Annotated in this window: 24 protein-coding genes; 16 read left to right on the top strand and 8 right to left on the bottom strand. The window is 42.1% G+C overall.

The features are described from left to right. Positions 1–32 precede the first annotated feature (32 nt). Genes M9194_RS11280 through M9194_RS11270 form a run of 3 tightly spaced genes read left to right on the top strand, consistent with a single transcriptional unit; the run spans position 33 to position 1,854 of the window. On the top strand, positions 33–674 hold the full coding sequence (locus M9194_RS11280; RefSeq protein WP_250612744.1) for a transporter: 642 nt from the start codon (positions 33–35) through the stop codon (positions 672–674). Continuing rightward, positions 664–1,200, top strand: coding sequence for a GNAT family N-acetyltransferase (locus M9194_RS11275; RefSeq protein WP_250612743.1), 537 nt, complete (start codon positions 664–666; stop codon positions 1,198–1,200). The genes M9194_RS11280 and M9194_RS11275 overlap by 11 nt, the downstream gene beginning before the upstream one ends. Positions 1,201–1,215: 15 nt before the next feature. Further along, complete coding sequence (locus M9194_RS11270; protein WP_250612742.1) at positions 1,216–1,854, top strand: HAD family hydrolase; 639 nt, start codon at positions 1,216–1,218, stop codon at positions 1,852–1,854. A 43-nt stretch (positions 1,855–1,897) separates the two neighbouring features. Here the strand turns inward: M9194_RS11270 and M9194_RS11265 are convergent, their stop codons facing one another. Continuing rightward, complete coding sequence (locus M9194_RS11265; protein WP_250612741.1) at positions 1,898–2,935, bottom strand: alkene reductase; 1,038 nt, start codon at positions 2,933–2,935, stop codon at positions 1,898–1,900. A 133-nt stretch (positions 2,936–3,068) separates the two neighbouring features. Between M9194_RS11265 and M9194_RS11260 the strand changes: the two genes are divergently transcribed. After that, positions 3,069–3,647, top strand: coding sequence for a TetR/AcrR family transcriptional regulator (locus tag M9194_RS11260; RefSeq protein ID WP_250612740.1), 579 nt, complete (start codon positions 3,069–3,071; stop codon positions 3,645–3,647). A gap of 59 nt (positions 3,648–3,706) precedes the next feature. On the opposite strand, the gene M9194_RS11255 is transcribed toward M9194_RS11260, so the two are convergent. Further along, on the bottom strand, positions 3,707–4,921 hold the full coding sequence (locus tag M9194_RS11255; RefSeq protein ID WP_250612739.1) for a multidrug effflux MFS transporter: 1,215 nt from the start codon (positions 4,919–4,921) through the stop codon (positions 3,707–3,709). Positions 4,922–5,729: 808 nt separating this feature from the next. Between M9194_RS11255 and M9194_RS11250 the strand changes: the two genes are divergently transcribed. Next, entirely contained in the window at positions 5,730–7,115 is a 1,386-nt protein-coding gene (locus M9194_RS11250; protein WP_250612738.1) for an amino acid permease, read from the top strand. Positions 7,116–7,356: 241 nt separating this feature from the next. Next, positions 7,357–8,316, top strand: coding sequence for an SPFH domain-containing protein (locus M9194_RS11245; RefSeq protein WP_250612737.1), 960 nt, complete (start codon positions 7,357–7,359; stop codon positions 8,314–8,316). A 44-nt stretch (positions 8,317–8,360) separates the two neighbouring features. On the opposite strand, the gene M9194_RS11240 is transcribed toward M9194_RS11245, so the two are convergent. From M9194_RS11240 to M9194_RS11215, 6 genes are all read right to left on the bottom strand, one after another. Further along, positions 8,361–8,996, bottom strand: coding sequence for an HAD-IA family hydrolase (locus M9194_RS11240; protein WP_250612736.1), 636 nt, complete (start codon positions 8,994–8,996; stop codon positions 8,361–8,363). 78 nt (positions 8,997–9,074) lie between these two features. Continuing rightward, the gene (locus M9194_RS11235) at positions 9,075–9,797 is read right to left on the bottom strand and encodes a substrate-binding periplasmic protein (protein WP_250612735.1); all 723 of its coding nucleotides are present in this window, start codon (positions 9,795–9,797) and stop codon (positions 9,075–9,077) included. Positions 9,798–9,889: 92 nt separating this feature from the next. Further along, positions 9,890–10,564 carry an amino acid ABC transporter permease gene (locus M9194_RS11230; RefSeq protein WP_250612734.1) on the bottom strand — a complete coding sequence of 225 codons (675 nt, stop codon included), beginning with the start codon at positions 10,562–10,564 and terminating at the stop codon, positions 9,890–9,892. A 10-nt stretch (positions 10,565–10,574) separates the two neighbouring features. Then, on the bottom strand, positions 10,575–11,285 hold the full coding sequence (locus M9194_RS11225; RefSeq protein ID WP_250612733.1) for an amino acid ABC transporter ATP-binding protein: 711 nt from the start codon (positions 11,283–11,285) through the stop codon (positions 10,575–10,577). A gap of 10 nt (positions 11,286–11,295) precedes the next feature. After that, a complete protein-coding gene (locus M9194_RS11220) occupies positions 11,296–11,949 on the bottom strand; it encodes an ABC transporter permease subunit (RefSeq protein WP_250612732.1) in 654 nt (217 codons plus the stop codon). 10 nt (positions 11,950–11,959) lie between these two features. Further along, complete coding sequence (locus M9194_RS11215) at positions 11,960–12,757, bottom strand: transporter substrate-binding domain-containing protein (RefSeq protein ID WP_250612731.1); 798 nt, start codon at positions 12,755–12,757, stop codon at positions 11,960–11,962. Positions 12,758–13,344: 587 nt separating this feature from the next. On the opposite strand from M9194_RS11215, the gene M9194_RS11210 reads away from it, so the two are divergent. The 10 genes from M9194_RS11210 (at position 13,345) to M9194_RS11165 (ending at position 25,705) form a co-directional block, all read left to right on the top strand. Further along, on the top strand, positions 13,345–16,239 hold the full coding sequence (locus tag M9194_RS11210) for an Ig-like domain-containing protein (protein ID WP_250612730.1): 2,895 nt from the start codon (positions 13,345–13,347) through the stop codon (positions 16,237–16,239). A 176-nt stretch (positions 16,240–16,415) separates the two neighbouring features. Next, positions 16,416–17,030, top strand: a complete 615-nt coding sequence (locus tag M9194_RS11205) for a thermostable hemolysin (RefSeq protein ID WP_250612729.1) — start codon at positions 16,416–16,418, stop codon at positions 17,028–17,030. Between the two features lie 2 nt (positions 17,031–17,032). Then, on the top strand, positions 17,033–18,577 hold the full coding sequence (locus M9194_RS11200; protein ID WP_250612728.1) for an AMP-binding protein: 1,545 nt from the start codon (positions 17,033–17,035) through the stop codon (positions 18,575–18,577). Next, positions 18,574–19,257: an iron-containing redox enzyme family protein gene (locus M9194_RS11195; RefSeq protein ID WP_250612727.1), complete on the top strand. Its 684-nt coding sequence runs from the start codon at positions 18,574–18,576 to the stop codon at positions 19,255–19,257. Before M9194_RS11200 ends, M9194_RS11195 begins: the two co-directional genes overlap by 4 nt. A gap of 10 nt (positions 19,258–19,267) precedes the next feature. Further along, on the top strand, positions 19,268–20,074 hold the full coding sequence (locus M9194_RS11190) for an SDR family oxidoreductase (RefSeq protein WP_250612726.1): 807 nt from the start codon (positions 19,268–19,270) through the stop codon (positions 20,072–20,074). Between the two features lie 31 nt (positions 20,075–20,105). Then, positions 20,106–20,282, top strand: coding sequence for a hypothetical protein (locus tag M9194_RS11185; protein WP_250612725.1), 177 nt, complete (start codon positions 20,106–20,108; stop codon positions 20,280–20,282). A 101-nt stretch (positions 20,283–20,383) separates the two neighbouring features. After that, positions 20,384–21,019 (top strand): tetratricopeptide repeat protein, encoded by a 636-nt coding sequence (locus tag M9194_RS11180; RefSeq protein WP_250612724.1) that lies wholly within the window; start codon positions 20,384–20,386, stop codon positions 21,017–21,019. Positions 21,020–21,022: 3 nt separating this feature from the next. Further along, positions 21,023–21,679: a response regulator gene (locus M9194_RS11175; RefSeq protein WP_250612723.1), complete on the top strand. Its 657-nt coding sequence runs from the start codon at positions 21,023–21,025 to the stop codon at positions 21,677–21,679. Then, positions 21,669–23,090, top strand: a complete 1,422-nt coding sequence (locus M9194_RS11170; RefSeq protein ID WP_250612722.1) for an ATP-binding protein — start codon at positions 21,669–21,671, stop codon at positions 23,088–23,090. The genes M9194_RS11175 and M9194_RS11170 overlap by 11 nt, the downstream gene beginning before the upstream one ends. A 206-nt stretch (positions 23,091–23,296) precedes the next feature. Beyond that, positions 23,297–25,705, top strand: coding sequence for a hypothetical protein (locus M9194_RS11165; RefSeq protein WP_250612721.1), 2,409 nt, complete (start codon positions 23,297–23,299; stop codon positions 25,703–25,705). Positions 25,706–25,932: the final 227 nt, after the last annotated feature.

Raw genomic sequence — 25,932 nt, 5'->3', positions numbered from 1 at the left:
AGGGACCCTTTATTTAATGTTAGAGGTATGCAATGGAGAAGCTGCTCAAAATTGGAAGCGCGGTAGTCGCTATGTGGATGTCTTTTTCTTCATCCGTTTACGCTGAAGAGAACGCATCAACTTCATCGATTAACTATAACTATTTGTATGCCGATGCAAGCTCTGGCTCCCTGAATGAAGACATTGGCGGAAATAGCAATGTTACCGCAGTCGGAGTGGGTGGCAGTATGTTGTATAAGAACAGTTGGCTGCTGGTCACGGACTATGCCGCTCGGTTTGTCCATCCGGAAAACTTGACCAATGAATATTATTCGTTGCGCCCGGGGGTTGGTTATAAATACAGCATCACAGATAAACTGGATGTTTCGTCCAGAGTCCGCTACGGAATACTCTGGTCTTCGGTAACGGATGACCGAACCAATGCCACACTTTCTAGTGATACCAACTCCATCTATGGGGTGGATCTGATGTTTACCTATAAAGCAATGGAAAACTTAGAAGTGACCCTTGGCGGTGAGTTAAGCAGAAGCAGCCCCATTGATGAAGATATCTTTATACTGCGCGGCGATTACTATATCGACGAACATGTAGCAATAGGGGGCTTTTACACTTATCGTGATGCACAAACCAGCCGAACCAATGAAGGAGGGATTTCCGTCCGATATGCATATTGATATCAGCAAGTTATCGCTTATTTCCCCATCTACTGACTTTCATTCGGCTTTTCAGCAGTTCTATTTTGATTTTGTCCATAATGATCCTTCAAATGCTGATTTCTATTCTGCTGGTAATGAAGACTTCACCGGGTATGTGGGGCAACTTATCAATGAATCAAAGGGAAAGAACTTGCTCCCTGGTTATGTGCCATGTAGCCACTTTTGGTTAATTGACGGCAGGAAAGAAATTCATGGTGCACTTAGGGTACGTCATAATTTGAATTCTAAATGGTTACAAAATGAAGGTGGCCACATTGGCTACGACATTAAGCCGAGTTCTAGACGAAAAGGCTTTGGTAGCCAAATGCTTAGGCTTGGGTTGTATAAGGCACAATCTTTAGGTATCGACAGTATTATGGTGACGGCAGATGATGATAACGTCGGGTCAAGAAAAGTAATAGAAGCCAACGGCGGTCGGCTAGAAAACATTGTAAAATCGCTTGATGGTGATGTGCAGGTCGCTCGCTACTGGATAGATATGTAGTTTCTGGAGAAATTTGTGAAATCATACGACGCCTATTTGTTTGATATGGACGGTACTTTGGTTAATTCAGAGCCGCTTAAAGGAAAAGCCTTGGCGCTTGCATGTGAGACGTTTGGCGCGCGGATAGATTATAAAATTTATAAAGATGTGATGGGGCTGGATTGGATGCAGGTAACCTCCCATTTCTTTAAAAATGCGAACATTTCTCCAAATATTGATGAATTTAATCAAGAGTTTCGTAAGCACTATCAGCAATTGTTGTCATCTGAGCTCACCCTAAACTCGGGTGCAATCGAATTACTTCGTGAATTACAATCCAATGGCAATCCATGTGCGCTGGTGAGCTCTGCTGCAAGGTGGATGATAGATTCCATTACCAGTCAACTTGGTATTGAAAAGTTGTTTGATACTATCGTTTCTAAGGAAGACGTCATAGAGCATAAACCTGCACCTGAAGCTTATCACCTTGTCATTAAAAAGCTTGGTACGACACCAGGGCAGTCACTAATTTTTGAAGATTCCTGTGCCGGAGTACAGGCTGGAATAGCAAGTGGCAATGACGTGATTGCTGTTACGCACTCGTTTAACAAAAATCACGATTTCACTGGCGTTATCCAAACGATAACCAATTTTAGAGACTTTAAATATACCTAAGTGATGAAATCAGCCGCAGCGAACTGCGGCTGTTTCAGCTCTACTACACTAGCTCGGCCAGCATCTCTTCAGAGTATTCCACCATTTGCTTGCCTAGTTTTACTTTTTCTACATAGTCTGGGTTTGCAATCAGTGGACGACCTATGGCAAGCAAATCAAATTGATTTTTTTCTATTGCTTTACTGCCCGATTCAGCGTCGTAGCTACCCACACCAATTAAAATTTTACTTGAGTGTGAACGCAAATAGTTGGAAATCGTGCCACCTAAGTAATCGAACTCCATGCTGTCATCAAAAATCCCACCGTGAATATACGCGATATCTCGTTTATCAAGCTCTGACAAGAAAAGATCAAATACGGCCCTATCTCTTGGATCAGTGTCGATGTGAACATAAGCCCCCGGAGAAAGGCGTAGTGCAGTTCGATGTCCACCTATTTTTTCTATAATTGCATCAATAACTTGAAGTGGAAAGCGAGTCATATTTTCAGGAGTCGATCCATATTCATCCGTACGTATATTACTGTTATAGTGAAGAAATTGGTCAATCAAATAACCGTTTGCACCATGAATTTCAACCCCATCAAAGCCCGCTTCTATTGCATTAGACGCCGCTTGAGCATAATCAAGGACAAGTTGTTCAATTTCTTGTTTATTAAGTGCTTTGGGTACAACGTAGGTGAGCTCGCGCATCCTTGGCACAGAACCTTCAAAGGCGATAGCAGAAGGGGCAACGGTTTCACCGCCAAAAAAATGAGGGTGCGCAACGCGACCAGTGTGCCATAGCTGGGCAAAAATTTTACCGCCATTACGATGAACCGCTTGGGTTACGGCTTTCCAACCCTCGACTTGTTTGGCAGTAAACAGGCCTGGAGTGTTCGGATAACCTTGGCCGTCAGGGCGGATAATAACGGCCTCAGAAATGATAAGGCCTGTCTCAGCTCTGCGTGCGTAATAATCTGCCATTTGTTGGGTTGGAACTAAGTTTTCATCGGCCATACACCGTGTCAGTGGTGCCATGACAATTCTATTTTTTAGCGTGATAGTGTCGTTGAGAGTGACGGGTTCAAACAGGTTATCCATGACGTTCTCCGAATGTTATTTGAATGACCGTTCAAGAAAATAAATCAATTTGAACGATCATTCAAGTATTAATTTTGAATGTTTGTTCAAAATTAATTACACTCGCCATAGAGATGCTAAGGAGTTACACGCTATGCGAAATGCTGAATTTGATCGCGAACACGTACTGCGATCTGCAATGGAAGCATTTATTGCTAAAGGATACAGCCAAACGAGTATGCAGGATTTAAAGAAAGCAACTGGGTTGCATCCAGGCTCAATTTATTGTGCGTTCGACAATAAAAGAGGTCTTCTGCTGGCTGCTTTGGAGCAGTACAGAAGTGAGAGAAGCGAGCAATTTCATGAACTATTTTTAGAGTCAACGTCTGTGTTGAGTGGTATTGAAGCTTGTCTTGATCATGTTGTTGAAGAGTGCGAAAGTGAAAATATCAAAGATTGCTTATTACAAAAAGCTCTGAGTGAGCTATCGCAACAAGATGAAGAAGTCGAAGCGGTAATCAGTAGTATGTTAAAAGAGTGGCAAGATGCCTTTGAGGCAAAATTAACGGTCGCTCAAAAGAATCAAGAAATCTCGTCAACGAAAAACTGTGCTGAACTTGCCCAGTATTTGGTAATGAGTATCTATGGGTTACGTACTTTGTCGCACACTAAACCTGCCCCTGGAACACTTAAAAACCTGACTCAGATGATCATGTGCTCAATAAAAAACTAAACAAATAGCCCCGACTATATTGAGAATATAATCGGGGCTAGGATGCGTTGAATTCACTGTTAAGTTAAGACTTGAGTTTTCTTCTTCGCTTGAGCGATGCCATTTAGAGAGTAGGCAATCACGCTAGCAATCGTGCAGTAGGCGACAACGCGGACAACCGTTGTCATCGTGCCGTCGTACATATCACTGCTGATATCAATAATAATGGCCACTAGCGCCAATCGAATGGCGGTGACTAAAGATGCGCTAACACCAGTTTGCCCAGGGCATGCTTCCATTGAGCGAGTAAAGAAAATACCAATACAGATTCCCGCGCCAAATGAGTAGATCACCATAGCTAAGGTCACGAGCAATGGGTTTTGCTGCCAAGCTGTTGGCATTGTCCACATGATTAATGAAGAAACGATCAAAATGACGTAGCCGATGTTCTTCATTTTGTTGAGCCCAAACCAAGTGATCAATCGACCACTATTCACACTGGCAATAACAAACGCGACAAGCAGACTGAATTGATAGAATGGGAACGTTTCCTTGCTCACCCCAAGCTTGTTAACAAAAATGACCGACATATTGGATACAAACACCATGTAGCCTGCGAAAATCATCGAAGTCACGATGGTATTGGCCCAAAACTCTCCATTTTTAAGTACGAGTAAGTAGTTTTTGCCTATTTCGTTGACCGAAAATACTTTTCGTTTTTCTACAGGCAAAGATTCGGGCAGTTTTGTAAAACAGATTCCACCGGTTATTAAGGCTAAGCCTGCAATAAACAGAAAATTATAATGATAGCCAAATTGATAGTTTATCCAGCCACCTATCATAGGAGCAAACGCAATTAAGCTCACGACTAAGCTATTTAGATCGCCTACTAATTTCGCCGCTTTCTCTGCTTTGTATAAATCAAAAACAACCGCAGAACCAATAATCATACATGCTGCACTACCAAAGCCTTGAATAAAACGCCAAAAGATAAGTGTCTCTATCGTTTGTGAAAAAACACAGCCAAAGCTTGCAATGATAAATAAAGCGTAACCAATATTTAGAACACGTTTTCGGCCAAAGGAATCAGAGGCAGGACCATGTATTAAAGCGGCTAAGCAAACACCAAGGAAATTGAAGCTGAGCACTCGCTGAATCATAAGCTCATTGGTTGCATAAGCATGCATCATATCTGGAAATGCAGGCAAATAGATATCCGTTTCCATAGCAGCAGCTAGAAAAATCAATAAGATCAAAAAGCGAATAGACCGTTCGCTGTATTGATGTTGTGACATGATGGATCCCCATAAAATATGTCTGTTTACAAACCAAAAGATGCAAAACGACATGTGGTTTGTATACGAACAAAAGATAAGTAATGAAGTACAACTGTCTAGAATCTAAAAGCGGCAAATAGTGATTAAAGCTTGTAAAAGCCTATAGATAGTAGGTTGGTTGTAAGGTCAGATTATCGAGTCCAGCTCCAAAAATACTTATTTAATAAGTATTCCCACAGTTTTACCTGACTAATAAAGCTATGTTTGACTTGTCGTAAGTCTTTTTGATGATGAAGAGAGGATAGATTTCATCGCGAGCCATTCTACCGAAATTTTCCTAAGTTACAAGTATTACATTTAAATTTATTTATTATAGCAATATGAAAGCTTATAGGAATAAGTTCAAAATTAATTGAAAGATTAATATTCAACTAGTTTTAATGAGCTGAGACCTTACAACCCGTAGGTTTTATTTGTATATTCTATAAGTTTTAGGGCTGGAAGTGAGATATATCTCATTGCTTTTTATAGGGAAAGTGTTTCTGTCCTGAGAATAAACAGCACGGTAAATGATCCAAGACTTTAGTCTTAGAGAAATTTTGTCAATTTTTTATTAGCATTTTCTGGATCTTAATCCTTCGAAGTGATAAAAGATGCGGTTCATTTGACTAATACATTGTATAGCGAGTATTAGTTGCGACGTTTTGTCTGTAGTGATCCAAAAAAGTAAAACGATATCAATAATCCCTAGATCGACGGATCGTAGTGGAACTGGTTAATTAACAACCTATTAGCCAGCCTATTTTAATAAACAACGGAACACAACATGTTATTAAGAAATTTAAAAGCAAGGCATCTGAATATGATTGCGCTTGGTGGCTCAATCGGGACGGGAATTTTTCTCGCGAGCGGTTATGCTATCTCAGTCGCTGGCCCCGGTGGTGCAATCGCTGCGTACACACTCATCGCTATCATGGTGTACTTTTTAATTACTAGTCTTGGGGAGATGGCAACTCACAAACCGACGACGGGTTCATTTTGCGAGTATTCTACTGAGTACGTCAACTCGTCGTTTGGCTTTGCGATGGGGTATAACTATTGGTTCAATTGGGCAATCACCATCGCAGCAGAAATATCAGCAGCAACCATCATTGTGAAGTTCTGGTTTCCCGATGTTTCTCCTTTGCTGGTGTCCGGACTATTCTTTGTTTTAATTCTTGGTGTTAACCTCTTTTCAGTTAAAGTTTTCGGTGAGACTGAGTACATCATGTCTTTTCTAAAAGTCGCTGTTATCATCATATTCATCGTGTTAGGGACATGTTTGGTATTTACTCAGCCTCATTTTGGCGCCACTAACTTTACCATTGCTGACGGTCCATTCCATCATGGTTGGGCAGGTTTTATTAGTGTCTTTCTAGTGGCTGGTTTTTCTTTTCAGGGTTGTGAGCTGATTGGGATCAGTGCTGGTGAGACGAAAGATCCAGAGAAAAACATACCTAAAGCAGTAAAAAGCGTGTTTTGGCGCTTGCTGCTATTTTATATCCTTTCTACTTTGTTGATCAGTCTACTAGTACCTTTTAATGACCCAAGTTTGGCTCATGGCGACAGCGTAGAATCGAGCCCATTTACACTCGTGTTTAAACATTACTTTGACATGGGCATAGCGACAAATATGCTCAACTTCATTGTGCTAATTGCGGTAATTTCTGCGGCGAATGCGAGTATGTACTCATCCACACGTACTTTATGGTACATGGGTGAGAATGGACAAGCACCAAAGATTTTCAGTAAAACTACTTCTTTTGGCCTTCCAATATATGCGTTGTTAGCGACAGCCGTTGTCGGTTCAGCAGTGTTTTTATCGTCTTTTACAGGTAATGGTCAGCTATTCACGATTCTGGTGAATATTTCAGCGTTATGCGGTTTTATTGCGTGGTTTGGTATTGCGTTAAGTCACTATTGCTTCCGCAAAAAGGTTCTAAAGGGTGACACGTCTAAGTTGAAATATACGGCCAAGATGTTCCCTTATGCGCCAGTCATCTCAATGATTTTCATTGCCGTGATTATTGCCGGGCAAGCCTTTGAGATGAAGCTTACGGTTTTCAATGTGGCGACCAACTATGGTGCATTGATCGCGTTTGTTGCCATCATGCTAGGACATAGACTTTTCCGCACTAAAGCCCAGCCACAAGTACAGCTTAACAAGAGCTAATATCTCATTCCTTAGATTTAAGGGGCCTAGTTTACTAGGCCCATTTTTTACCTTTCATCAAGATAATCGGGTTAGTGTATGACAGTATTTGCTTGATTTATAAGCTCAACTTTCTCCTTTTCCTACTATTTTGTTTGTGCTGCCTGGTCTTTCAACGGTATAGTCCACGTAAAGTAAGTCAAAAACGAAGAGCAATACATAAAGAACAAGTTTAACCAGTTGAATAAAAAGGATAAGTAGGATGTATAAGCTGGACAAAAACAATAAATTGAATACAGAAGTGGATAATTCAGCAGTAAAGAAAGCCGTGATTTATTCCATTGTGAGTTTGGTGATACTCATAATTGTCTTTAACTCTTTTACGTCCGTAAAAGCCGGTCATGTAAAAGTCGCAACAATTTTTGGCAAGGTGCAGCCGAAAGTTTTTTACAATGGATTTCATTTGGTGAACCCATTTGAAAAATTCACCACATTTGACGTTCGAAATAAGTCATTACTGTTCGCTGGTGTACCAGTGCCGACTCAGGATCAGTTGACATCTGAAATTGATGTCAGGATCCAATATAGAATTAATGCTGCTTTGACGCCAAAAATTTTAGAGAATACGGGTACTGCTGAGCAGCTAGTGGACGTCAAATTAAAAAGTCAGGTCTACTCCGTATTAAGGGATGTGGCGAAAACAGTTCCGAAAGCAGAGGATTTCTTCGACAGCAGCACCCAAAATAGAATGCAAGATAACATGTTGATTGTTCTACGAGATCGTCTTGCGAAATTTGGCATTGAAGTACAACAGGTTCTTTTGAGTAATACCAAGCTTCCTGAATATATTATTCAAGCCATCAAATCGAAAAAGGTACGAGAGCAACAAGTACAGCAGGAAAAAGCTGAGTTGCAACGTATTGAAATAGCATCACAACAGAAAGTCGCTCAAGCCAAGGCAGATGCAGAAGCGGCGGCGCAAACAGCCAGAAAGACAGAAATCATTGCTCAAGCAGAAGCGGCAAAAACCAAAACGTTGGCAGACGCTGAAGCGTATAAGATCGAAAAGGTTGAGAACGCTTTGAGTAAAGCGGGCAAAGGCTATATTCAATTGCAATCTTTAAATACATTAGCGGCAATGGCAAAGGATCCGTCCAGCAAGTTTTATTTTCTTGACGGAAAAAGCAGTCAGCCATTTCCGTTACTTAACTTAAACAAATAACTAGGATGTAGTCGGGGCCTTCTAGCATAGAAGGCTTCTTTCTATCAAGCATCGCTTACAAAGTTATCCAACCTCAGGCAGTTGAGCAGTTCGAATGTGTCGCTTGAGACAAATTGTTCGGTGATGTTCTTGAAGGCACGCTGAGAGTTGTAGCCCCAAGACACGGGGTAGCATCTTATTTTTGCCTTTTTAGCGGCTCTGTAATCTCGTGTTTCGTCTCCCACAAACACTAAGTCTGAAGAAGAGATCTTTTTCTCTTTCATAAAAAGTCGAATATCGAAAGATTTACCAAACAGCGAGCTGGCGCAGTTAATGGAAGAAAAGTAGTGCTCCAAATTGTTTAACGTCAATAGCTCGGAAATGTTCTCGTACGAGTTGGACGACAAAATATGCAGCTCGATGTTTTTTCTATGCAACTCTATAATCAACTCAGAGATCCCCTTCTGTATCTCAATACTTTCAAGGTTGTTATGAATCTCTGATGTGATTGATTTTTTGATGCTAGGGAGTTTGAAAATGGGAATTTGTAAAGTCTTGAGTACCTGCCATGACGATAGATCTCGCAATTGATCCCAATTTGGTGTTTCAGCTTGGGTTGTGGTGATATCCAGTAGCTTGTGATAAACAATGGTGGATGTGTCAAACAGGGTGCCGTCAAAGTCGAAAAGAATATGCTTCATGTTTTATGCCAACTGGTAAGCTATTGAAATGGCAGCTTACCATACATTGCGTTTGTATCAATGTGGATGTTGACGGGGTTATTCACCCACATATTTCTTTAGTATTGCGTTCGCTTCACCACTGCTCTTTAGATCATTTACAATGCTTTTTAGCTGATTAATGGTCGACTCATCAGAGAGCTTGTTAGAGACCTGTAAATACATGTGTTGAGTGTCAAAATACAATGGTGGTGCGAACTCACTTCTCTCTAAACCTTCATTTTTGAGTAAAAAGTAGAATGACTGGTCGATGGCGAGCAACGCATTGATCCGGCCATGTTTGAGCATTTTTATTCCTTGCCGATAATTTTTTACTTCATAGAGATCAAGCTGTTCGTGGTTCGGTATTTTTCGGTAGAAAGTAGCATTTCTCAACATACCTACTTTCTTCCCACTTAATTCTGTCAGCTCTTTAATTGGTTCGTTTGGCATTGATACAATCATTGACTTCAGTTCGTACACGGGTGCAACGAGTACCACCTGACCATCTAACGCGCTATTTGGTAACAGCATCGACATATCAGCGTCACCATTAGCGAGCTCTTGTACCACTCGAGCAAATGGTTTTAATTTGGTGTCGTATTTGAAGTTGGCCCTGTCAGCAATTTGATTGATTAACTCATAGGTGGTGCCTTGCGTGCGTCCCTGGTGTTGAAATCCAGCAGGTACAACATCGATGATCACGATATTAATAGACTTAGCGTATGTGGAGAATCCAATAAGCCAAGACAACAAGGTGAATATCATGATTAAGTACTTCACTCGACGCCTCCATATCTCACAGTACTTAATCGAATATAGACCATTTTGGCAAAGTGCTATTTTTTGCGGCGATCATCCATTCCTTTCATTGGTCAGCTCATTACTCTCGTAATCATCAATTTTTTCTCTAGCTTACGAGACAGCATGATAATCACACAAATGAGCACAAAATAGACTGCGACCGCTACCAAGTAGGTTCTGAAAAATAAGAAGTTTGAGGCCGCAACTTCTTGAATTTGGTTAAAGAAATCGCTATATCCAATTAGAAATACAATGGTTGAGTCCTTTAAATTATTAATTACTTGGTTGGTCAGTGAAGGTAAAGCAGCGATGAAGGCTTGAGGAAGAATGATGAACCTGAATCGTTGGAATGACGTGAAACCTTGCACGATGGATGCAGTAATTTCATCGGCTTCCATGCCGTTGTAGCCTGACAATAAATAAGAGCAGTTATATGCGCCAACGTTTAAAGTAAAACCAATGATAGCAACAGCATTGGCGCTAAGGTGTATTCCTTGTTGAGGCAAGCCGTAGTAAGCCACGAACAACCAAATGAGTAATGGGGTACCGACAAAAAAGCTGACGTAAGATTTCACCACTTTTCGGACAATGCCATTTGAGTTGATAAACAAAAAGAACAATAGCAACCCCATGACAAAACCAGTAATGCTGACGACGGTCGTTAGCTCAATGGTTTTGTAAAGAGAGATGAGAATGGTCTCTTTTCGTTGTAGTAAGTCGTTGAATAAATTAATCCACCTTTCCATATACTCACCCCTAGGTAAAGAAATTATTGATTTCTTCGCATTGATTATGATTGGCAAGCTGGTGTATTTTTCCTTGAGCTTTCACTTCGCCGTTGGATAGAAAAACGATGTCGCTATCTAAATACTTCGCTAAGTTTAAATCATGAGTCACACAAATAATCGTGATGTGGTATTCGTTGAGCTGTTTGATCAGATCGCCAATTTTTCTAGACATCAATGGATCGAGTGCTGAGGTAGGTTCGTCCAACAGAATCACTTTCGGATTCATGGCTAGCGTTCTCGCGATAGCCACGCGCTGCTTCTGTCCACCTGATAGTTGGGCTGGATACTTGTGCTTGTGTTCTTCCATATGCATTTTTTCAAGAACTGATGTCGCTATCTCGTTGGCTTGAGCTTTTTCCATTTTCTTAATTTTTCTCAGTGCCAAAGTGACGTTGTCTATAACAGATAGGTGTTTATATAAGCCAAAACTTTGGAATACCACACCGATATCTTGGTGTAAGCTAGACTTGTCTTCGAGCAAGTTTTTTTGATTGAAGACAATTTTCCCAGAGGTAGGGGAGAGAAGGTCGATAATGCAGTTAATTAGCGTTGATTTTCCGGAGCCAGAAGGCCCCATTACCAACTTTATTTCGTTTTCTTTCACATCGAAGCTGACATCTTTTAATATCTTCGCACTTTCGATATCAGCATGTAAATTCTTAATACTCAATATGGGCATGGTTGATACTCTAAAACTCGTTGATACCAGGAATTTGATATTTCTTTTCTAAAAACAGTGTGATGGAATGGAAAAGCTTGTAGATCAAGTAATACAGAATTCCTGCCGTTGTATAGATCAATATGGCGTGGTTAGAGGTTGTAGAAAGAATCGAGGCATTTCTTGTAATTTCAGGAATACCCACCACGTATGAGAACGGGGAATATTTAAGAATAACCGTAAATTCATTAATAATTCCTGGGGTGGAAAATCGCAGTGCTTGAGGTAGTTCGATATTCAAAAATATTTGTTTCTTAGTTAAGCCAAACATTCTTGCTGCGAGTAGCTGTGTAGGCTCTATTGTGGTCAACATGCCTCTCATGAGCTCATATATATATGAACCTGATATTGCCCCGATAACAATACACATGGTTTCTAAAGGCGACAAACTGATGTCTATGGCGGGTAAGCCAAAATAGACCAGAAAGATCAGCGGAAGTATGGGGATTGCACGAAAAATAAAGCTAAAGGTATCACAAGCTTTGAGAACAATGGGTTGGTTAAGTCTATTTAAAATGGTGAGTATAAAACCCACCATAAACGCGGAAAGTGCACATGAAAATGTCACTAAGATAGTATAAGCAGCACTCATCGAGAGCTGCTCAACAATATTTAAAAACGCCATATGAACGAAGTTATCCTTTCAGCCATTTATCTAGCGTTTGTTTGACGTCTTCTTTGCCTTGTTTCGATTCGATGAACGCATTGAATTTCGCTCTAATTGGTGAACCTTTTTTGAAAGCGAATCCAAGCTTATCGATACCGTTAAAGGAGTACGCAATTTCAATTGGGAAGTGACGCTTGAACTTGTAGTCGTTGTAAACCGGCAGCTCAATAAACGCCAAATCTAAATTGCCATTCATAAGATCAGACACGGTTTCGTTGTAAGAAGGATACAATTTCACATCTTTCAACGAGTAGTAGTGCTTAGGTTCGAGTTTGTTTTTGATAAGCCCACTGTACGCCATTCCACGAGGATAACCGATGGAGTATTTCTTAAGCTGGTCCAAGTTGGTGATATGGATATCTTTCTTCTGCGTGCTGACTAAGTACCATGAGTTGATGAAGTATGGGTGGGAGAATTCCATCACTTTCTCGCGCTTCGGCGTGATAGAAATACCGGAGAAGGCCATATCGGCTTTTCCACTTGCTACTGCTCCAAGCATGCCCTGCCAGTCATAAGAAGTGAGTTTGTATTTGTAGCCATACTTTTTCGCGAACTCTTTAAATAGATCTAAGTCAGCACCAACAATATGGTTGTCTTTTTGGAAAAGCATTGGTGGAGAACTTGGAGAAACCGCCACTTGAATGACTTTTTCTTGCGTATCTTTTTTGTCTGCATTTTTCTGGTTATCGCATCCTGCCAGAGTTAAAGAGACAGCAATAAGTCCAGCAACCAGTGCCGGTACTTTTATTTTACGGAACGATGTCATTTTAATTTCCTATAAAAATAAATGTTATTTTATTACGTTGTGTTTAGAGGCATTTATATAGTTAACATAAACAAATTTCACGATAAATACATATGTGATGAAAAGTATGTTTATTGGCAAGAAAGTGACTTATTGCGTTTATTTATGTGATCTTAATTGAAAATAATACCGATTTAATTGATTTAATTATCACTATTTATTCGTGAGAAGCTATGATATTGATATTTTGAAAATTACTTAGAATAATAAATAATATTAATAGGCTGTTTATTTTGTTAATTTGTGGAAATTTAAAAAAATATAAGCACTCTGTAATTTATTAGTGGAGTCGATTAATACTTATGTAATTGGAGATTGAAGCTTTCTTTACTTGATCTAAATCATTTACCTGGACATAACTTAGGTATATACCACTCATCATTCGGTCAAACAATAAGCTAAACACAATACTGTATACCCAAGTCACTTCAAGCTTGATCACTGATGGTTCACCTAACCAACCGAGATCCCATTTAATAAGAAATTTATCAAATGCTGCTCTAGTATTAATAGATTATGTGAATGTAATGATGAGGCGTGGAAACGCAATGTATATATCCCGATCTGGCAGACAACATAAAGGTGAACAGCCAATCTTATGGTGTGTCATTCGCTTGTTTTTTGTGTTGATTCTGAGCTTGGCACTATCGGGATGCAGAGAAGGGTCGTCGGATCAAGAAAGCAAAAAACTGGTTGATATTCAAATTGCCACCAAATCAGGTGGTTCTATCGACGTTATAGCAAAAGGTCAAAGTGATCAGTTGGTCGCAACCGGTGTTTTTAGCGACGGTACAACCGTCGATCTTACTCAAGTTGTCAGTTGGAAAAGTAGTAATTCGTCAATCGCGACGGTGAGTGATTCTGGCCTAGTGACGGGATTGAAAGACGGACAAGTAAAAATTAGTTCTAGTGATGACGATGTGAAAAGTGCAAATACATTGACCATAGACGTGGGTCAGGCTTCCTTGAAAGAGATTCAAATTACGCCACCGCTTAATGTGCTACCTTTGGGTTTTTCGCAACAGCTGGTCGCAACAGGCATTTACACCAACAATTCCACAAAAGATTTGTCGAAAGAAGTGCTGTGGTCCAGCAGCAGTAAAAATGTCAAAGTGAAAAAACATGGGCGAGTGGTCGCTGTGGCTGAAGGCAGAGCGGATGTGACGGCTTACTACAAAAAGCGCAAGTTGCGAAGCAATAATGCGGCTAAATTTAAAGTCGCCAAAGATAGACTGGAGTCGATTGAAATTGTACCTGACCAGCTCTCTATAGCGCTAGGAACTACGGGAAAAGTAGAAGCATTTGCGCACTTTTCTAGTGGAGAGAGGCTAAATATTACTCATTTGGCTCACTGGGTCAGTGCTGGGACAGCAGAAATAGTTAAAGTACGTAAGTTAGGTCATGTTAAAGGGAAACTCACTGGCAGCACGTCGTTGGTTGCAAAATATCACCATGTGAAAAGTCAAAATTCAGTACACATTAAGGTTACGCCTGCTGTACTTCAGGATATTGAAATTGTCCCGCCGAGCCTAAGCATGCCAATCGGGTATTCAAGAGACTTGACTGCGATTGGTTTGTTTAACGATAAATCCTCCCAAGAGATAAGCCAACATGTTCGTTGGCACGTTGAAGATTCCAACGTTGCCCTAGTTAAACACCATGGTAAGCTTTCTGCCCTTGCACAGGGAGCAACGCATATTTCAGCACGCTCAGGCAATGTTGCAAGCTCCGCTACGCTGGATCTCGAAGTCACAGGTGCGGCATTGAGTGAAATCCAGATAACACCAAACTATAATCAGTTACCTGCAGGCTCAGCCAAACAGCTGAAAGCGATCGGCGTATTCAATGATGGCTCGACAAAAGACTTAACCTCTACAGTTTCATGGGTTAGCGACAATATTAATATTGCAACGGTTAATTCATCGGGTTTAGTGACTGGCGTCTTAGCAGGTAAAGCTCATGTTAAAGCGTTTGACAAGCACTCAGGCTTGTCTGGCAGCGTTGCGGCCAATATTTATGTTACTGCGGCAAAACTTAAATCTATCGAGATTTTTCCACCTAGTGTGGTGATGTCTGCAGGAGAAACCTATCCAGTAACCGCTGTTGCTAGCTATAGCAATTTGTTTACCGAGGATGTCACGGCTCGTGTATCGTGGAAAAGCAGTAACACTCGTGTGGCGAGCGTGGACGACAGTGGCCTATTGCATGCAGGTATGTCGGGAAACACCCGAATATCAGCGTACGATGAATATTCCAACGTCGCTAGTATATCCAATAGTGAGGTACAAATTAGCAGCGCCGAATTACGTTCGATACAGATTGCGCCACAAGGTGCTTCTGTCGCTCAAGGATATCCGATTCAGCTCAGTGCGATTGGTCATTTTGCCGACGGCACTTCGCGTGACATTACTCAAGCTGTGTCTTGGCACAGTGATAACCTCAGCGTAGTAGAAGTGGAGCTGGATGGTATCGCGATCGGCAGTGCATTGGGCACAGCCAATCTGGCTGCAAAGTATCGAGGAAGCAGAACATTAGTGTCAAAGCCCATTCCTTTGACGGTGACAGGTTCCGTCCTATCGAAACTGGTTGTTCAACCCAATAGTATAAATATACCAAAAGGCTATGACGCGCAATTGCACGTTGAGGGGACCTTTTCTAGTACCAGCAAGCCTGTCGCTATGATCGATGTGTCTTGGTCTTCATCTGATATTGGCGTTGCATCTGTTAGTGAGGATGGAGTCATCACGGGTAATGCGGCTGGTTCTACCACAGTAGCAGCGTACGATTCCCGCTCTGGTATCTCGAGTGAGCCGATTGCGGTTGCAGTGAACGACTCAGACCTTGCCGAGCTCAATGTCACCCCGAATGAGCCACAGCTGGCGTTAGGCGCTAAGTTACAGCTGTCTGCTGTGGCTACGTTTAATGACGGGACGATAAAAAATGTGACAAACTCTTTATCTTGGATAAGCGATAACCCAGATATCACCATGATTGACACAGTAGGTGTTGCTTATGCGGTAGGAAAAGGAATCACCAACATATACGCGTTTGATCCTATCTCAGAAGTGAAAAGCGATACGATAACGTTCACCGTTACCGACGCGACCTTTTATTGTCCCGCAGCAGAGCTTATCAACAGAGAACAAGTTCTGGCACCAATGATGGTGCAGCCCAATGACAGTGACTTGCAAGACCAATACCAAAGTAAAGGACAAGATAAACGTTGGCAGTATCAGCTTAAGTTAACAGATGCGCCAGTCACTAACCTCGATGTGGCGTACATGCCTGTATCGTCAATGGATGGGGAGCGGGCGTATTGCCAATATAGAACCCAAGCAGGGCAGTATATTAAATATATCTCTGGAGGCACTTATTCTAGTTGTTCATCCGTTGAGTTAGGTGGTTTTAGTGGACGTTGTATAGCCACCAATGACTCACCTTAAAATAAATTTACTGTCAATTTAAAATTAGTTGATAATATTTTTATTATTAAAGACAAGGTGTTAATTAGCCACTCCTCTCGTTTCCTTCATAAACAATATTTTTGTTTTTCTACCTTAAGTTTCTCTTAAGTTTTATCCCGTAAATTTTAACGTAATTGTTAATTGAGGGCTTGATAGTGAGAAAAGACTTAAGCAAACACAGCCAAAGATTGGAAATCGTTGAGCCAAGTCACCCTCTATGGAAAGAAGTGACTTATCAAATTCGGACTCGATATAAACACGCATTTGGAGCGGTACTCTGTTCTTTTATGCCCACCTTTTTGGTCATGATGAAAGGACAAAGAATTATATCTATATGCGGTTTTCAGAGCGCAAAATATAAGCCTTTGTTTTCCGAGCAATATTTATCTAATTCGGCAAATGCTATTTTGAGCGGAATATACGGTGAAACGGTTGATCGTTCTAAGCTGGTCGAGTTTGGACAATTGTCGTTATTTACTAAGGGTACATCTCCACTGCATTTCTACATGATAGCGGAGTTTTTGGTAGAGCAAGGTTATGAGTGGGCTATTTTTACCGCGACGGATCCCCTTCATGCCCTAATGTCAAAACTCGGCTTGAAGCTAGAAGTTATTGATCGTGCAGATAAAAGCCAAATCCCCAACGCAGATAAAATTTGGGGCTCTTATTACCAAACAAGCCCCAGAATCGTGGCAGGAAACATCAGAGAAGGCCTTGAACATCTTCATGCCATTTTTGCTGAAAAGAAATGCTGTTTAGGCAGGAGTTAACCATGAACCAGATCTTAGAAGCGCTTGATCGACAAGCGATGAATAACCCACAGCAACTCGCTTTTGTTGGCCAAAGTCACCAAGGCAGTTACTGCTCGATTAGCTACCAAGACCTAAAAAACGAGGTAGAAGCGATAGCGAACGTGTTTCGCTCAATGAAGATGCGCTGTATTGCATTAAGAGCGGAAAACAGTGTCGATTGGGTGGTCATTGATTTGGCGGCAATGAAAGCACAAGTATCGATTGTGCCTGTGCCCACTTTTTTTTCAGAGCAGCAAGTGGCGCATACTCTGAAGGAAACGCAAGCCGATTATCTTATCGGTGACTGGGAAAGTGACAATCATGAATTGACACGTTTACGCGGTATGCCAGTTTATTCATCCAGAACAAAGGCTACAGATTATTCCGCTGAGCCATTTTTAGCTGTCGATAAGGTGTTGCCTGGAACATGCAAAATCACCTTTACATCCGGATCAACCGGTCAGCCTAAAGGGGTGTGTCTAAGTGAGCAGAACTTGGTTACTGTCGCGGTGGCTTTAGCTAAGTCTATGCAATCCGGAGGTAATGTTCCGGCAGGTAGCCATCTAGCATTTATACCGCTTTCAACGCTACTAGAAAATATCACCAGTGTTTACGTGCCTCTATTGTTGGGCAAGACATCTCTTGTGTATCAAGGGCAACGCTTGGGCTTAATCGGCTCCAGTCATTTGGATTTCATTCAGTTTGCTAAAGCTCTCGCAGAGTTTTATCCAAGTAGCATGGTGATCACGCCAGCCATATTGATGGCATTGATTCAAATCGTCGCTGAAACCCCTTCTTTAGCCCAGTCGTTTTCCTTTATCGCGGTCGGTGGTGCTCGTGTGGCACCAGAGCTAATAGAGAAGGCACATCAGTTAAATCTGCCTGTCTATGAAGGTTATGGCTTATCTGAGATGGCTTCTGTTGTTGCACTTAATACAGCAGCAGGCTCAAAGCCGGAAACAAGCGGCCAATTGCTTGAGCACCTAGAGGCGAAAGTAACGGAAGACAACGAGTTGCTAGTCCGTGGCAATGTTGCATTGGGATATTTAGGGGAGCCGTTTGAGTCGACTTGGTTCAAAACTGGCGATCTCGCCTCGATTGATGACGATGGATATATCACCGTCGTTGGACGAAAGAAAAACCAAATTATTACCGGGTTTGGCCGCAATGTGTCACCAGAGTGGGTGGAATCACAAGCTCAGGTTTATGCGCCAGGGTATTCCGTGATTGTGACAGGAGACGAGCAAATGGGTCTCACAGCAATTATTGAGGAAGACGAAGGCATTGAAGACAGAATGAACGCATTAAACCGTTCTCTTCCTGACTATGCACGTATCGCCAACCTGTTGGTGGTGTCCGATTTATTTTCTAGAACGACATGGTTTACCTCGAATGGTCGTCCTAAGCGTACAACCATTGAATCTTGGGCTAGATGCGTACTCGACCAAACCATTATCGATCCTTCTGTGTCACTTAAAACACTCAAGACACAGTTTGGCACCGAAGAACTTAGGAGCACGTTATGAGCACTTTCTTTGCAGATCTCAAGCAAAATACATCGCTAGCCCAACAAGAAATGTTGGATGCGCCAATTTTTGAAGCCTGTTTGCGCGGTGAAGTAAACATGGACACTTACCTCAGTTTTTTGACCCAAGCATATCACCATGTGAAGCATACAGTGCCTTTACTGATGGCTTGTGGTAGTCGCTTACCACAAGAGTATGAGTGGGTAAGAGAAGCACTAGCTGAATACATCGAAGAGGAATATGGTCATCAAGAATGGATATTAAATGACATTAAAGCATGCGGTGGTAATGCAGAGGCGGTTAGGGCGAATCTTGACAACGGCAAAGCCAGCCAAGCTATTGAGTTGATGGTGTCTTATTTGTATCACCAGATAGATAGAAATAACCCTATGGCGCTGTTTGGTATGGTTTGGGTGTTAGAAGGGACAAGTGTCGGTATTGGTGGTCAGATCGCAAACCGCCTTAAAGAGTCGCTCAATCTGCCCAATAGTGCGTTGAGCTATCTGCTATCCCACAGCGTGTTAGACCAAGACCATATTTCATTTTTTGAAAACCTAATGAACAAGGTAACGGACCCCGCTGATCAGCAAGCAGTCATTGACTCGGCCAACATGGTCTTTTCACTCTACGGTGAAATGCTGAAAGGACTTCCGTCAACTACAACGATTAAGGCTGCCTAGGAGATAGACAATGGATCTGAACAATAAACATGTATTACTGACAGGCGCTTCTGGAGGGATAGGTCAGGAAATTGCGTTAGCCTTAGAAGAAAGTGGTGCCCAGGTAACATTAGTTGCGCGCAATGAGGAAAAACTCGAGCAGATCCGCTATTCGATGGCGAATCCAGATTTGCACAGTATTCTCGCTGCTGACTTGCTAACGCCAGAGGGCAGGGAATCGGTCGTTATTCACGCCAAGCATCAAGTCCGAATCAATAAAGCGTACAGTGTGGTGATAAACAATGCGGGCAGTAATCAGTTTCAGTTTCTAGCTCAAAGAACCACAGAGTCGATTGAAAGAGAAGTTCAACTCAACCTCATGACGCCGATTGCTTTGAGCCAAAGCGCGTTAGGCTGGCTTAGAAGACCGGGCATCATTCTCAATATTGGTTCTACGTTTGGTTCCATCGGTTATCCAGGCTACGCCACCTATTGTGCCTCAAAAGGGGGATTACATCGCTTTACTGAGGCCTTAGACCGAGAGCTAGATGGCTCCGGTATTCGAGTGCTGTATTTAGCTCCTCGAGCAACGGATACCGAGCTTAACTCGAAGCAAGTGGTGGATCTTAACAAAAAATTGGGCAATCGAAGCGACGCGCCTCAGGCTGTGGCAAAACATGTCACCGAAATGCTTGAAAAGGAAAAAACTGCTCGATGGATTGGCTGGCCGGAAAAGTTGTTTGCCCGTGTGAATCAAATATTTCCCAATGTAGTGAGCCGATCGATTAGAAAGCAGCAGGAGACCATTCACTACTTTATTAACCACACAAACAAATAAAAGGCAAAGAGAAATGGGGAGCGAAAATCATATGAAATTCATACTCGTTGTGTCGACTTTAGTCGTCGCCTTAGTTGTTCTTGGTTATGTAGCACTGCAGCTGTCCTGGCATGGAGACACCCCAGGGCACTATTACGGTGCTTCCATCGTCGAGCATTTCAAGCATAAAAGTGAAGTGTTGAAATGCAGCCGATTTTTTAGCCACTAATTATTCATTTATACCCAAGTTACCTCGCACTCCGAGGTTATTTGGCAGAACACTCTAGGTTTATCAGAACTTAGCGTAAATGAAACCATCATGGAGTTACTATGAAATTACCTTTACACATACCCGTATTATTAGCCGTGGTTGCTATATATAGCTCAGCCGCTTTTGCAAAAGATGATAACCTTTTGAAAGTGCAAAAAGATTGGGCAGTATGCCAATACAAAACGAAAGACAATGATAAGCAGGTCAAATGTTTTGAACAGGTGATTGCGCTGAACAAAACTGATTTAAAGCAAAGCCCCAATAACCCTAACTTTATGGTGTGGCTAGCTATCAACAAAGCCTCACTGGCTGGTGCGGAGGGCGGACTCAGTGGATTGTCTCAAGCCAAACAAGCGAAAAAAATTCTAGAGCAAGTTATTGAAAAAGCACCTGATACTTTGCAAGGTTCGGCGTATACTAGTTTAGGTTCTCTATACTATAAAGTACCGGGCTGGCCAATCGGATTTGGTAACGATAAGAAAGCGGAAGTACTGCTTAAGAAGGCGTTAGAGTTGAATCCTAATGGTATTGATTCAAACTATTTTTATGGTGACTTCTTGGTGGAACAAGGTAAAAAGCAAGAGGCGGTGAAATATCTAACTCGTGCGAAGAATGCAGCACCAAGACCGGATCGTCCTGTCGCTGATGCTGGCCGCCAGCAAGAAATCAATTCACTGCTGAAGAAACTAAAATAAACTATGCGACTATTGCTTGTTGAAGATGATGTGTTACTAGGGCAATCCATGATGGAGTCACTGACTCGTCATGGATATACCGTAGATTGGGTTGAGAAAGGTGGTGGTGTAATAAGTGCGATGAAAGCCGAGCAGTTCACCGCCATCATCCTGGATTTGACCTTGCCGGATATTGACGGATTGCAGGTGCTCAAAAAAGTTCGGCAAGCAGGTTATGATCTGCCCATTATGATTTTGACCGCTCGTGATGATATCAATGACAGAGTCAAAGGGCTGGATTTGGGAGCCGATGAGTACATTGGTAAACCCTTTGCCCTCGAGGAACTATTAGCTCGACTTCGAGTATTGATACGTCGCCAATCTGGTAGCGCCAACGAATTGATACAAGTTGGAGAGCTATCACTGTGCCTCTCTGAACAAAGCGTCACATATCAAAATCAGCCACTCAAGCTCACGCGTAATGAATTCAAAATACTTGCTCACCTAATCACCAATGCTGGCAGAGTCATCAGTAAAGACCAACTGCAACAATCTTTGCATGGTTGGGATATGGGCAGCAGTGACAACGCGATTGAAGTGCATATCCACAATTTGCGCAAGAAACTACCCAACAAGGTTGTTAAAAATATTCGTGGTGTAGGATATATCATTGAAAAATAACAAACCATTTTCAATAAAGCGTCGTTTAACGCTTTCTGTCATCGCATTTTCATTTGTATTGATCGCGACGTCACTTTTGTTAAATATATACTCTGCCAAACATGAGGTAGAAGAAGTCTACGATGCCAGGCTGGGCCAGTCTGCCAAGTTACTGTTAATTAGCATTGCGTTTGAGCCGAGTGATAAAACCTTTGCCAAGCATCAAAAAGTCTTTGAATCTTGGATGAGAGATCTTAAAAAAGTATCACCAGGTGATGACGATACGCCTACTTCTTACGGCCATCCCTATGAAGAAAGCATGCTGTTTCAGTTTTATCATGATGGTAAATTACTATGGAGCTCGAACCCATCAGTGGGTGCGTTTGACCATGATAAAAAATACTCAGGTTATGGAAACGTCGTGAAAAATGGCGTTAAGTGGCGCTACTTTCAACTTCCCATGCCAGATAAAGGAGCGGCTTCTAGTAAATACCCAGAGTACGTTATCGTGGCAGAAAAGCAAAGCATCCGCCAGGAAATGGTGGATGAGATGACCATGTCCAACGCGATTCCACAGCTTTTGATCATTCCTTGCTTGGTGATTTTAATTATTCTGCTCATCAACAAAAACTTTAAGCCAGTAAAGGAGCTGAAGCTTGCGATTGCCCAGCGCAGCGCAAACAAACTCGATCACATCTATGTTGCTAACCAAACGGTAGAGTTGTCTCCTTTGGTGGAAGCGCTAAATGAATTGCTCAGTCAACTTGATTTAGCATGGCAAAGAGAAAAACGATTTACCCGCATGGCGGCGCATGAGTTGAAAACCCCATTGACGATACTTCGTCTGAACGCCGAAAATGCCATCAACAGCCAAAGCCAAGATGAGTTAGCAAGCGACCTCAATAATATTCTTAAAGGCATCGATCGCACAGATCGTTTACTGCACCAATTATTGACCTTAGCAAAAGTTGAAAGCCTGACCGAGATTGACAAGCAGCAAGTCGACATTTCTGCGACTATTCGTCGAATAGTGGCAGATCTTGCTCCACTCGCATTACGTAACAATCAGGAAATTGAATTTGAAGGCGACAAAAATGTGGTGGATGGAGACGAGACATTGCTTAGTATCTTATTTAGCAATTTAATTGATAATGCCATTCGATACTCTGGACAGAATAGCCACATTGGTGTCCATGTTGTTGAATCGGTGAAATGGATTGAAGTTCACGTGTTCGACAATGGTGAAGATATCAGTGACGAAGCAAGAGAAAAGTTGTTTGATAATTTCTATCGAGCAAATTCAGAAAAAGGCGACGGCGCAGGGCTTGGAATGTCAATTACCCGAGATATTGCAAATCTACACAAAGCTACCGTGTCACTAATGCCTCGTAACGAGGAAAAGAATACCTTTGTTGTCAGGTTTTCGAAATAATCACTTCGATATCACGCCGTGCTCACCGCAGTTCTGTACAGGCTTTGTCAATTCAGCCGAGCGGTGTCATTGTTCGGTAAATCAGTGTAAAAACGATTTTTAGTTCAATGAATTAGTTATAAGCTCTGGCCTAGTATTCCAACGTATCACATCTGTCGCCATTAACTCTTGAGCGGCAGATTTTAGGAGCTCAACTAGGAGTTGATATGAAAAGTTTCAAGCTAGGACTAGGTGCGACGGTTGTCGCGTTAGCACTTGCAGGGTGTCAGACTGACTTACTCAACCATAATTCATCGACAAGCGGTAAAGTGATATATGTCGACCAGCATGCTACTTCTGGTACGCATAATGGGAGTAGCTGGAATGATGCCTATGTCAATTTGCAAAATGCATTAGCTAATGCAAAAGCGGGCGACCAAATTTGGGTATCTGAAGGGACGTATTACCCAACTAATGGCACCGATCGTAATGACAGTTTCAAAATGGTTAAAGGCGTAGAGCTGCTAGGTGGCTTTGCTGGTACCGAAACCTTAGTTACTCAACGCAATTGGCAAAAGAATAAAACCATATTAAGCGGCAATATTGGCGACAAGAATAATCAGCAGGACAACAGCTATCATGTTGTGATTGGTGCTAACAATGCCGTCTTAGATGGCTTTGTTATCGAAGACGGCTACGCTGTTGGCGGTTTACCCATGATGCCGCCACCAAAAGCCAACCAACCAGCTCCAGGAAAAGGCCCGATAAATCATACATCCCCTAACGCTATCCTTTCTGGGCCATCCAATGGCGTAGGAGCGGGGTTACTGAACTATCAAGTAGCGCCTGTGGTAAGAAATACCATCTTTGAAAACAACTACGCAATGAAAGGCGGAGCGGTCTACAACATGACCAGTACAAACCCGCAACCATCTGATAGTAATCCTAGCCCTGTGTTTATTAACACCACCTTTAGTCATAATTTCGCTAAGCTTCGAGGTGGTGCGGTCTCTAATGATTTGTGGACCGATCCTATCTTTATTAATAGCCAATTTATTTCCAACTCCACGTCTGATAAAGGTGGAGCGATGTATAACGATTTTGGTAGCTCACCAGTTATCATTAATAGCCAATTCAGCAAAAACCAAGCCATGCGGGCAGGGGCGTTTGGTGTGGATGGGTCATCTAGGCCCGTGTTGGTCAACGTATCGATAGAAAACAACCAAGTCTCCGATCTTGGGGCGGGAATCTACCAAGGATCTTATAATGCTGGTGATAAAAATACGCAAAATATTACCTACTTAATTGATTCAAAATTGACGAATAACCACTCCGCAACCAATGGTTCTGGAAACTGGATGAACTGGGGTGATGATACTATCAAAAACTGGGGTTCAGAAATCGGTAACTGGCACTATGGCGATACAATGAGTGTGCAAAAACAAAAGGAGTTTGCGCCGTTAGTTGAGTTAAGTAAAACTCTGCAAAAATTGCCAGCCGATGCCATCGCCAAAGGGCAAATTGACTCAATTAAAAGATTTGTACAACATATCCCGGTGCCACAAGGGCCACACAAAGCCGATGAAACACATACTTTTGGCATTGATAATCCAGTGATCACTCAGGTGAATGTGTCGTCCAATGTCATTTACGTCAATGGCAAGGCTACTAATACCACTCAAGATGGTAAAACGTGGAATACTGCTTTTCATACTTTGCAGGCCGGGATAGATGCTGCGTCGAAAGACGGTGGGCAAATTTGGCTCGCTGAAGGGACATACTATCCAGCAAAAACAGATCGTGCTAAGTCATTCGTCATTCCATCGGGCGTGGCAGTCTACGGCGGATTTAAAGGCGATGAGACTCAGTGGAATCAGCGAAACTGGCGAGATTACCATTCAATACTAAGCGGAAACATTGGCAATACAAAGTCCAATAAGGACAACAGCTATCACGTTGTCATTGGCGGTAAAGGTGCATTAATTGATGGTGTGACCATTCAAGATGGCTATGCAGATGGGCCAGCGCGTCAAGGCTATGGAGGCGGATTACTTTCATGGGGTTACGATCAGTCACTGCTGGTAAAAAACACGACCTTTAAAGACAATTACGCTCGTGAAGGTGGCGCCGCTTTCTTTTTCCAAAATAGTCGCAGTGATTTAAATAATGTGATTTTTGAAAACAATAAAGCGGAGTTTGGTGGTGCAGTTGCTGCTCGATTTGGGTCAAGTATTGAGATCGACAATTCAACCTTTAAGGACAACTCCAGCACTGATAGAGCCGGAGCACTGCTCATTAACTATGGCTCTAACGTTAAGGTGAAAGATTCGCTGTTTACTGGCAACGTAACCAGTGGCAATGGCGGTGCGATTTGGGTTGATGATCAGGCGTCTCAATACGGAGGCACGTATCCTGTTATTACGGGTACCGCGTTCGTTAAGAACCACGCTGACTATTACGGCGGTGCTATTCACAACTTCAACAAGAGCACACTGACGGTAGAAGAATCGTTCTTTGATGGCAACACTAGTCAGTTTGGGTCGTCGATAGCGAATACCGCTGGAAGTGTACTGAGTATTAAGAATACACAAATACCAAGTGGCACCGTGTATAAAGCTGCTGATACGCAGAGCTAATCCTTTTTTGGTAACTTGATACGCAGGCCTAGAATAGGCCTGCGCTTTATTAAGTACACCGACCTGAAAATCCTTATGCCATATCACATTTTATTGTGGTAGAGCGGCTATCCCATCATACTAAAGAGACAAAAGGTCTCAGTTCTCCTATCAAGTGGTTGAGAAAGGATTTAATCACTTAGCAGAACTTATATAGTTTTACACTGCTTTTAGACATTCAATAAAAC

The sequence above is a fragment of the Vibrio sinus genome (genome assembly GCF_023634645.1).
GTDB classification, from domain to species: domain Bacteria; phylum Pseudomonadota; class Gammaproteobacteria; order Enterobacterales; family Vibrionaceae; genus Vibrio; species Vibrio sinus.
Note: the sequence above shows the minus strand (reverse complement) of the source record. Positions and strands in the feature narration are given on the sequence as shown.